At 26.7% G+C, this 10927-nt stretch carries 8 protein-coding genes and 1 other RNA gene; 7 read left to right on the top strand and 2 right to left on the bottom strand.

Going from position 1 to position 10927, the window contains the following annotated elements; all coding sequences use genetic code 4:
- The first annotated feature begins 176 nt into the window (after nt 1-176).
- The 6 genes from uvrA (at nt 177) to rpsD (ending at nt 9021) form a co-directional block, all read left to right on the top strand.
- Nucleotides 177-3005 (top strand): excinuclease ABC subunit UvrA, encoded by a 2829-nt coding sequence (gene uvrA / locus JXZ91_RS02955; RefSeq protein WP_205851526.1) that lies wholly within the window; start codon nt 177-179, stop codon nt 3003-3005.
- 82 nt (nt 3006-3087) lie between these two features.
- On the top strand, nt 3088-4044 hold the full coding sequence (gene lgt, locus JXZ91_RS02950) for a prolipoprotein diacylglyceryl transferase (protein WP_205851525.1): 957 nt from the start codon (nt 3088-3090) through the stop codon (nt 4042-4044).
- 54 nt (nt 4045-4098) lie between these two features.
- Nucleotides 4099-5016: an NAD(P)/FAD-dependent oxidoreductase gene (locus JXZ91_RS02945; protein ID WP_205851524.1), complete on the top strand. Its 918-nt coding sequence runs from the start codon at nt 4099-4101 to the stop codon at nt 5014-5016.
- A gap of 2 nt (nt 5017-5018) precedes the next feature.
- On the top strand, nt 5019-6602 hold the full coding sequence (locus tag JXZ91_RS02940) for a hypothetical protein (protein ID WP_205851523.1): 1584 nt from the start codon (nt 5019-5021) through the stop codon (nt 6600-6602).
- A 6-nt stretch (nt 6603-6608) separates the two neighbouring features.
- Complete coding sequence (locus tag JXZ91_RS02935) at nt 6609-8174, top strand: hypothetical protein (RefSeq protein ID WP_205851522.1); 1566 nt, start codon at nt 6609-6611, stop codon at nt 8172-8174.
- A gap of 244 nt (nt 8175-8418) precedes the next feature.
- Complete coding sequence (gene rpsD / locus JXZ91_RS02930) at nt 8419-9021, top strand: 30S ribosomal protein S4 (RefSeq protein WP_205851521.1); 603 nt, start codon at nt 8419-8421, stop codon at nt 9019-9021.
- A 61-nt stretch (nt 9022-9082) separates the two neighbouring features.
- Here the strand turns inward: rpsD and JXZ91_RS02925 are convergent, their stop codons facing one another.
- Entirely contained in the window at nt 9083-9703 is a 621-nt protein-coding gene (locus tag JXZ91_RS02925) for a hypothetical protein (protein WP_205851520.1), read from the bottom strand.
- A gap of 19 nt (nt 9704-9722) precedes the next feature.
- Nucleotides 9723-9818: signal recognition particle sRNA small type (gene ffs / locus JXZ91_RS02920), an RNA gene on the bottom strand.
- A gap of 216 nt (nt 9819-10034) precedes the next feature.
- Here ffs and JXZ91_RS02915 point away from each other — a divergent pair.
- A partial coding sequence (locus tag JXZ91_RS02915; RefSeq protein WP_205851519.1) for a hypothetical protein occupies nt 10035-10927 on the top strand: 893 nt, incomplete at its 3' end.

Genomic DNA, 10927 nt, shown 5'->3' with positions numbered 1-10927 from the left:
TCTGGAATTTTTTCTCCAGTAAGCACTCTCATACACAACTTGTATAAAAATATTCTTGTCTTATATTTTTTCATAATAAAAAACATATCCTCCATTTGTGGTAGTCCACTAATAGGGGATATGTTTATTTTGTTTTGGAATTATATTTTTTTATATTTTCAATATAATATTAAAATATGAATGAAAACATTGTTATAAAAGGTGCTCGAGAAAATAATTTAAAGAACATCAATTTAGAAATTCCTAGAAATAAATTTGTGGTTTTTACAGGTCTATCAGGTTCAGGAAAAAGTTCACTAGCTTTTAGTACTATTTATGAAGAGGGCCGAAGAAGATATGTTGATAGTTTATCTAACTATGCAAAACAGTTTTTAGGTGGAACAAAAAAACCTGATGTTGATAGCATAGAAGGACTGAGTCCTGCTATTTCTATTGAGCAAAAAACAGTTCATAATAATCCTCGAAGTATTGTGGGAACAGTTACTGAAATTTATGATTATTTAAGATTATTATATGCAAGAATTGGAAAGCCATTCTGTCCTAACCATAATAAAGAAATAACAGCTCAAAAAAGCCGTGATATTATTAATTATGTTTTGGAACAAGAGCTGGGCTCAACAATCTATATTTTAGCTCCTATTGTAATTAATCAAAAGGGTTCGCATGCTACAACGTTGGCGAGACTTAAAAAAGACAATTTTTTGCGTGTTAAAATCAATGATGAAATTTTTGAACTAAAAAATGATATTCAATTGGACAAAAATAAAAAATGAAACATAGATTTAGTTATTCACCGTTTTAGTTTGAATAATGTTGAACAAAAAAAATCAGACATAGCGGAAGCCATTGAGATTGCTTTAGAACAATCAAATGGGCTAGTTACAATAGAAGTATTAGATAAGTATAAAAATACATATTCAATTAACCACAGCTGTGAGCATGGCGATTTTAATATGCCAAAAATTGAACCTCGTTTATTTTCATTTAATTCACCCAATGGTATGTGTTTAACATGTAAGGGATTAGGTCAATTACAAAAAGCATCTTGAAATTTAATTTGTCCTGATGATAATTTAACTCTTAATGAAGGTGCTATCTTATTCTATAAAAATTTTATGTACACAAAAAATTTAGAATGACAGGAATTCGAAAAGCTACTTAATTTTTATGATATTGATCGTGATACACCAATGAAGGATTTGAGCAAATTTGATCTTGATATAATAAAATACGGCTCAGACCAAGATATAACCTATACTTTGGTTTCTGAAAGTGGAAATAGATTTGAACGTTCTAGACATATTGAAGGTGTATGTGAAAAAATTGAAAGAAAATATTTTGATACTTCCTCAAATGAAAATAGATTATATTTGTCAAAATATTTAGTTGATACACAATGTCCAGATTGTAATGGCAAAAGACTAAATAAATATGCTTTAGCAACTAAAATTGAAAACTTAGACATATATGAAATGTGCAATAAATCAATTGATGAACTAAAAGAAATTTTAGAAAGCATTAAGATGTCAGATATTGAAAAAGAAATTAGCAACCTGATATTAATTGAACTAAACCATAGAATTGATTTTTTAATAAATGTAGGTTTGCAATATCTAACTTTAAATCGAAAAGCTGAGACACTTTCAGGTGGAGAAGCTCAAAGAATAAGACTTGCAACTCAAATAGGAGCAAACCTCACAGGAGTCCTTTATGTATTAGATGAACCATCAATTGGTCTTCATCAAAAAGATAATGAAAAACTTCTTAATTCATTAAGAAAAATGGTTGATATAGGCAATTCGCTAATTGTTGTTGAACATGATGAAGATACAATAAAACAAGCTGATTTCATTGTTGATATTGGACCAAAAGCCGGAGAACATGGTGGTGAAATTGTAGCTGCTGGTTCTTTGAAAAAAATAATGGAAAATCCCAATAGTATTACAGGCCAATATTTAGCTCAAAACCTAAAGATTTCTGTGCCAAAATCTAGAAGATCTGGTTCAGGAAAAGTTTTAAGTATTAAGAATGCTACTTCTAATAATTTGAAGAAAATTACAGCTAAATTTCCATTAGGTAAATTTATCGCTGTGACAGGTGTTTCAGGTTCTGGTAAATCTTCTCTTATTAACCATGAATTAGCTTATTATTTAAATCAATTTTTAAACAATACTAAATATGATGTAAGAGATGAAAAGAAAATCACAGGCCAATTAAACATCGACAAATTAATTCGGATTGATCAAAGTGCCATTGGTAGAACGCCAAGGTCTAATCCGGCTACATATACAAGTGTTTTTGATGACATTCGTGATATTTTTGCTTTAACTGAAGAAGCTAAAATACGTGGTTTTAGTAGGTCAAGATTTTCATTTAATGTTCCAGGTGGAAGATGTGATAAATGTCAAGGTGATGGAGTACTAAGAATTGAAATGCACTTTTTACCAGATGTTTATGTAACCTGTGACCATTGCGATGGGCACCGTTATAATCTTGAAACTTTAGAAGTTAAATATCATGGTAAAAATATTAGTGATGTTTTAAATATGACAATTGACCAAGCTTATGTATTTTTTATTCAGAGATCTAAAATTAGAGAAAAACTTCAAACTCTAATTGATGTAGGTCTAGGATATATTAAATTAGGTCAAAATGCTACAACATTATCAGGTGGAGAAGCTCAAAGAGTTAAATTGGCTACTTATTTACAAAAGAAACCTACTGGTAAATCACTATACATATTAGATGAGCCAACTACAGGGCTTCATTCATATGATGTTCAAAACCTTTTAAATGTCTTAAATCGCATTGTTGATAATGGAGACACAGTTATTGTTATAGAACATAATTTAGATGTAATTAAGTGTGCGGATTACATTATTGATCTAGGACCTGAAGGCGGAAAATTCGGCGGAGAGATAGTTGCAACAGGCACACCAGAGCAAGTTGCTGAAATAAAAAACTCTTATACCGGCCAATACCTTAAGAAAATTCTTGGCATTTAATTAATTAATTAAGTTTTTAAAATATAATATAACTATTAAATTTTTAATTATTTTTATAATTAACAACAATAAGGGGGTGTGAATGCAACCAAAAGATTGAGCTAATGTTAGTCTTAGAGTAGGTCCTTTTTATGTATATTCTTTGACTATGATGCTTGGAATGCTTGCCTCAATTTTAACTGTTTTATATTTTTGAAGAAGAGAAAAATATTCATTTGAACAATTATCTATAATGGTTTTTATTGCTTTGCCAACTGCAATAATAGGTGCAAGATTTGTATTTGTTATTCAACAATTAATTGAACATAAAGGTTGAGTTAATGGACCATGATATAAAATGTTTTTCATTTGAGAAGGTGGTTTATCAATTCATGGTGGAGTAATCACATCAACAATATGTTGTATTCTATATATTGTATTTTCAAAAAATCAAAAGAAAATTGATTTAAAGAAAGCTTTTTCAATTATATTGCCAGCTGTTTTAATAGGTCAAGCAATAGGACGTTGAGGAAACTTTGCTAACCATGAAGTTTATGGTCAAATAATGTCAGAAAGTTCATTGGCATTTAGAATATTAACTCCAACAATTAGACAACATATGTTTATTGGAGGACATTATCGTCTACCATTATTCTTATATGAATCAATTGCAAACTTAGTTGGATATCTAATATTAGTATGAATTTTAAACTACTATAATTGACTAAGACCTGGTACAACTGGTGCTTTATACATAGTTTACTATGGTATAGTTCGTTTTGGTATGGAACCATTACGTCAAGAAAGCTACAATATCTATAAAGTAATATCAGCACTATACATTGTTGTTGGATTAGTTTTATTAGTAATGTTTGAATTTGTAATTAAACTAAAATACAATGTTTACAAAGTTTATAGATTCCAAAAAGAATGAACACACAAACTATTTTATTTTATAGTTTATGAACCAAAAGATAATAGAAAATTGCTTGTTAGCAAAAAACTAAATAGATTGGCTGAAACAAATGTTGACCAATTAAATGCAAATGTTAGCGCATAATTGGCGCTAACGTTTTTAATTTCACAAACAATAAATTAAAGGAGAAAATTAGATATGAATAATAAATATGATGTTTTAATAATTGGAGCTGGTCCAGCAGGTCTAACAGCAGCTTTATATTTAGCTAGAAATAATCATAATGTAGCTTTTATTGAAAGCTATGCTCCTGGAGGAAAAATGGTTTTACAATCAAAGATTGAAAACTATCCAGGTTTTAATTATATAAATGGCATAGATTTATCTTTAAAAATGCTAAATCAAGCAACTCATAATGGTGCAAAGCAAATTATGGGTAATGTAGTAAGCATTCAAGGCATAAGTGAAACAGAAAAGAAAGTAATTTTAAATAATGGTAAAGAATATTTTGCTAAAGCTTTAATTATTGCTACCGGAATGAAAAATTTAGTGCCAAGTGATGTAGAAAATATAGAAAAATTTAATAATAAAGGCGTTTCATATTGTGTAGTATGTGATGGTGCTTTATTTAAAAATCAACCTTGCGCTATTATTGGAGGGGGTAACTCAGCTTTTGAAGAGGCTAATTATTTATCTTCGTTGGCTTCTGAGGTGCATATATTTGTTAGAGACGGAATACGTGCTGAAGCAAAACTTGTAGAAGACGTAAAAAATAATAAAAACATTTTTGTTCATGAAAATTCCACAATAAAAACTATTAATGGCAATGAAAAAGTTGAAAGCATTATTGCTAACATTAATGGCAAAATAACTGAAATGAATATAAAAGGCATTTTTCCTTATATTGGCTATAAACCTGCTACCGCTTTTATTGAAAATAAAAGCATACTTGATTCAAAAGGTTTTATTGTTGTGGACAAGAATATGGAAACTAGAGAAAAGAATATTTTTGCTATTGGAGATGTAGTTGCTAAGGATATTAGACAAATTACAACTGCAACCGGAGATGGAACTATTGCTGCCAAAGCAATATCTTCTCGCCTAAATATTAAATAAAAATGAAAAAGATTAACCTGTTAAGCCTTGCAATTGGTTTAGTACCCTTATCTGCTTCACTTTCCGCATGCCAGGTAGCAGAACAGGAAGAAATAAGTGTTTTAATACCTTATTATCAAGGTACAAAAGATAACAAATTTGAAACATTTTTACAAATTATAAATAAATTTAATTCAGAATACTCATCTGAAATTAAACAAAATAAAATAATATTGAGAAATTCATTTTCACCTAGACAAATAAATTATAAATTATCATTAGAACTTATGGCTAATGATAAAAACCTTCCTTCTATTGTTGTTTCTTATCCTTCAGTTGTGCCTTTAATTAATAAATATAATAGATTAGTGGATTTAAGTAATATAGCAGCTAATACTTCATTACCTAAACACATTTTAGACTACAATAATCGCCTTGGCATTGCTAATGAAAATAAGATCTATAATTTGCCTTTAGGTTTAAGTTCTCAGATTTTAATTATTAATAAAAAAATATTAGCTGATTATTTATTTTCTTTATATATTTTTGCAAAGAATAATAATATTAAAAATCAACACATTTTAAATATGACACAAGATGCATATATAAAATCAATAATTACAAGTTATTATGATTTAAATTTATTAGACAAAGCATCAATAACAGACTTTAATATTGATGCATTAAAACAGTGAGATTTAGAGATCAACGAAAAACTATTTGACAATCAAAAAGATTTTGAAAAACTTTGTGAACTCATTAATAAATCCCTTAAAACAAGAGGTTTTGATATTCTATTTCTTAAACATATTGAAAATTATATTTTCGAAACTATATTCAAAAAAAATAATTCAGATTTTTCAAATTACTTTCTAAAGTACAATAGACAAAATAAATTGGAATATCAGAAAGTATTTCAAAAAAACACAGAAGAAAACATTGAATTTTCTAATGTAATAAAAGATTTATATAACAATTTAAAGCTAAAAAATTTCAATGTTGATTATGACAATAAAAACACTTCAATAACAAAATTGAAAAACCAATTATTTACAATAATTACTTCAAGAATATATGAGCATGAATCTGAATATTTTAAAGAAAATGAAAAAGATTTAATTATAAAAAGTACACCTCTTAAATATGACACTAATCAATTAAATAAATCATATTTCTTGCAAGGCCAATTTCTTAGTGCTATATCATCTAATAAAAAATCAAAAAACATTATTGTAAAAAAATTTCTATATTGACTGTATGACAATAAGAATATATATGATTGAAAACTAGACCAAAAAAATATAAAAGCTTCTCCGATTGAATTTCTTAATTTAAATTTAGGATATGTTTATCCTACTCAAAGTTTTATAAATATATATGATAATTATAAAAATAATGATAACAAAGCAAACAAAGTAATTTTAAATAATATAATTAATAAAGATTTAGTTCCGTTTTCAGATCCGGTAGATTGAAAAAGTGCTAGCTTTAGAAACATTTTAAAGAAAACCGTTTTTGATTCTTTAGTTTCTAGCGCCCAAAAAAATATGGATACAAAACAAGCAATAGATAATTTTATTGATTATCTATTAAAGCTTATTAAGTAGGTTTATATGAAAAAGAAACACCAAGTAAAATTATTTCCTGATTTTATGACTTTTTTAGATCAAAAAGAAAATATATCTTTTATATTAAAAGATAATAATATCATTGGTCAAATTGGTTCTGGATTTGATAAATTTAATGAAATAACAATTAAATTAATAATACAATCAATGCTAAATTTTTTAAAAGCAAAAAACCTAGAATTCTTTAAGTTTTTAATAGCTAATGATGGTTCAAACAAATTTATGCCATTGTTGGAAAATACCATGGTTGATGTAATTTGTTGCCAGCAAAACAAAGCTTATGTATTTGAAAAAAACACCCCAATTCATGAAGGTTTTTTAAAATACAGTCTCGATTTAGTAAAGGACTTTTCTTTTGCTATTTTTATAAAAAAATATGATAACAATAATTACGCGCTTAGTTTTTTTTCTAAAAGTGGGGAGCAATTACCAAATGAAATTTTAAAAAATGTAATGGAAATCTATAAAAAAATAAACATATCTGATGTAACAGAGTTTCATGATGACCCTGAAGAATTAGATTTTAAGAAAATGTTAAATGAATATAGTAATTATATATTGCAAAAGAATTTCACAAAGAATGCCAATCATGTTTTAAAAATAGGTATATTAAACACCAAACTTCAAAATACTTTTGTTAAAAAAATTCTTGGAAAAAATGATATTGCTTATACTGTTATTAAAAAACATTTAAAAGAAAATAGACCTCAAAAAATTAATTTTTCTATCGCTCATTTATCATCATTAAAAAATGTTGAATACATTTTAAAGTTTTCTTATGATTATAAAAAGTTATATACCTACAGACGTAACTTTAGTAAGAAATTGTCAATTGAATATGAATTATTAGATATAAGCGATTTAATTGTTAATTATTTATCTTTTTTAAACAGTTATTCTAAAACAAATGAAGATTTTGTAGAAATTAAAAAAATATATAGTTCAAGATTTGTTAAAAAAGAAAATATAGAGAGCATGGCCTCTCGTTATAAATTGGAATACAAAAGTAATTGAACTATTGATTACAAAAATATATATCAAAATACTGGTTTATTGTATTTTGATGAAGACTATAACGTTTTTTTAGCTTCTAATAAAAACTATGGTTATGATGGTTTTGTGTTACTGTCAATTCTAGTTGATATGTTTAATTACTACAAAACACAAGAAATGCGTTATGTAAACATTAGTGAACAAAACCTTGATTTATCAAGCAAAATAGATATTAATTATTTTGCTTATCCATGCGATGCTTCAAATATAATTGATTTTGAAACCAAACTTTTTATTCAAGATAGTATTGCGCAAATAAAATTTAGCTCTATTGAAGATATTAGAACTCAAATGAAAGGTAATTATAAATATATAGCTAAATTCAATTTTAAAGACCAAGAATGACTAGGTATTAAATATGATATTCATCAAAAAATGTTAATTTTTATAGTTCAAGAAACTAAATCAACTTCAGGCAACTTGGCTAAAAAAATTAAAAAATACATGGCTAAATTTACTAAAAAATATGCTTTACCTTTATTAAATATTGAAGCTTAGTTTTTGCCTTAGATTTCTCAGTTTAAGACTTATAACAAGGATATAAACCTGTAATGGGTTTATTTTTTTTAAATATTTTAAAATAAGTTATAATTCTAAAGCATTGACACAGCATAATAATATTATTTAAATGTTTTTTCTTTGCATTTAAATTTGAAAGTAAGCAAGCTGTAAGCCGAAATCATTAGAGAAAAAAATATAAGTAAGAATTATTAATTTGTCTTTGCATATTGAAAGGAAAAATATGTCAAGATTTTTGGGTTCTATTTTCAAAAAATCAAGAAGATATGGAACATCACTATTAGAAAATAACAAAGAATTTACAAAAGGTAAAAAAAGAACAACTCCTCCAGGACAACATGGAGCAAGAAGATCTAAACCTTCAGATTATCAACTACATATGTATGAAAAACAAAAAGTAAGATTTATGTATGGTCTAAATGAAAGACAATTCAAAAATCTTTTTAATGTAGCTGTTAGAAAAGAAGGAGTTACTGGTACTAATTTATTACAATTAGTTGAATCTAGATTAGATAACTTAGTATTTAGAGCAGGTTTCGCTCGTACAAGAGCACAAGCAAGACAATTTGTTAATCATAACCATGTGTTAGTTGATGGCCACAAGGCAAATATACCATCAATGTTAATTAAACCTGGTTCAGTTATTGAAATTAAAGCTTCATTGGAAAATAATGTCAATCTTAAAGATGCTTTAGAAGTTATGCAAACTGCTCAATGAATTTCACGCGACAAAAACAAAGCAACATTTACAAGATTACCTGAAAGAAATGAATTTGCTAAAGAAATTGATGAGTCATTAATTGTTGAATACTACAACAGACGTTAATATTAAAAAATGCACTTAGAACACGAGTATTTGTGTCGCTTGGTGCATTTTTAATATTCTTTTAATTAGCATTTTCAATATCATTTATTACTTTTTGAATATTTTCCATTAATACATTGTTAACAAAATAATGGACTTGAGAGTTTTTATCTAAAAAGGTTTCATTTGCTTTTTTTAGGTTTATCATCATGTTTTCATAAACCTTGGCAGTTGCTTCTAAATTATTTTTAATAAAAGGTGTTGTTATTAAATAATTAAGTTCTGCTTCTGCTACATAAGGGTCTACAAAAACATAATAAGGTTCAAAAGTACTATCAGGATTTTTATCGATAGTTATTAAAGAACCTTTTTCACCTTCTTTTTGGATAATAGCTTGCAAATTTTTTAGTTCTTTTAATTTGAATTCATTAAAATATTTAGAATTAATAATTTCTTGAACTAAGTCACTATCAGCTTCAAATTCTTCATTAAACACTTTATTTGAACTAATAAAAAATTCATTAGGTTCAATATATATTGTGCTGTTTTCTTTTATTTTTAAAAATTCATTTAGTTTGACCGAATTAAAAAATTCTTTATTTGATATTTTTTTATATACAACGAAATCACCAATATCAACCATTGGAATTATTTGAAAATCATTAATATTTTCAATTGGACTAAGTAGTTTTGTGCAAAGCATTTTTTAAAACCTCTTTAATAATAAATAAAAACCACAAGACACTGCACTTCTCGATATGGCTGCTATATCTCTATCCTGACCAGTTTACAAGGTTGCTGTTCTCATGGCTCTATTATTATACTTTATTTTAAAGTTATATTAATGATTTGGAGACATAAATCTAAATTTTAATTTTTTTTCAATATTAATGAAAATTCTTAATTTATTTTTAAAACATTCCCAAAAGTGCCCTAAAATCACCAAAAAACCTCTAAAAACACCAATATATATATATATATATGAAATTGGGTATAATTAGGCATTATTTTAAACACAACAAAAAAGAGGTTTTATGAATAACTCAATTAAGAAAAAGAAAACAGCTATTATTGTAGGAGCAACAGCCAGTGTGCTAGTTGTTTCGGCAGCTGTAGCTGGTATTATATATGCTAAGTATGGCAAAAAATCTAAACCTAGCATCTATAATAAAGACAAACCAGATGTTATTGTTGACATTAAAGATCACGAACGTGGAGAAGCTAGTACTTGAGATGCTAATGTTGATGAACAATACAAGAAACTTAGAGATTATATCCAAAAGTTAGTTAAAGCCCTAAAAACAGGTATTACTAACGTCAATAAGAATTTAAGTTTAGAAGATTTAGAAGATCAAATTAAGAAGCTAGAAAAACACATTGCAATTGGTGAAGAGTTAGATCTGATTTTAGATAAAAGTATTAAGACTTTAAAAAGTGACACTAAAAAAGTTGAACTTCAAAAAGATAAAGATTTACTTAAAGGAACTGTTAAAGAAGCTAAAGATGCTTTAGCAGCTGCTAAAGAAAAGCAAAAAGATAAAATTAAAGATCTAGAAAAAATTAAAAAGGAAGCCAAAGCTTTAATTGAAAAAATTAATAAGGCAGTTGAAAAAGCTTCTAAAGCTAATACCAAAGCAGAATTTGAAAGTCTAATCAAAGAACTTAAATCATTAGTAGATATATCGCAAAAATTAGAACCAAAACTAAAAGATTTTGGTGCTTTTAGTGAAGCTAATGAACTAAAACAAGCTATCGATAAAGCAAATGAAACTATTAAAAAACTAGAAGATAAACTTAAAATTCAAACACTTGAACAAGAAAAAGAAGCTCTAAAAGAGTTTGCTGATAGATTTAAACAACAAGTAGACACTTTAATTACAGAAACAGATGCTGCCGATTCTTTAGATGAACTTAAAAAAGCTCTTGA

This window comes from Mycoplasma enhydrae, from assembly GCF_017116825.1.
In the GTDB taxonomy this organism is placed as follows: Bacteria; Bacillota_I; Bacilli_A; order Mycoplasmatales; family Metamycoplasmataceae; genus Metamycoplasma; species Metamycoplasma enhydrae.
Note: the sequence above shows the minus strand (reverse complement) of the source record. Positions and strands in the feature narration are given on the sequence as shown.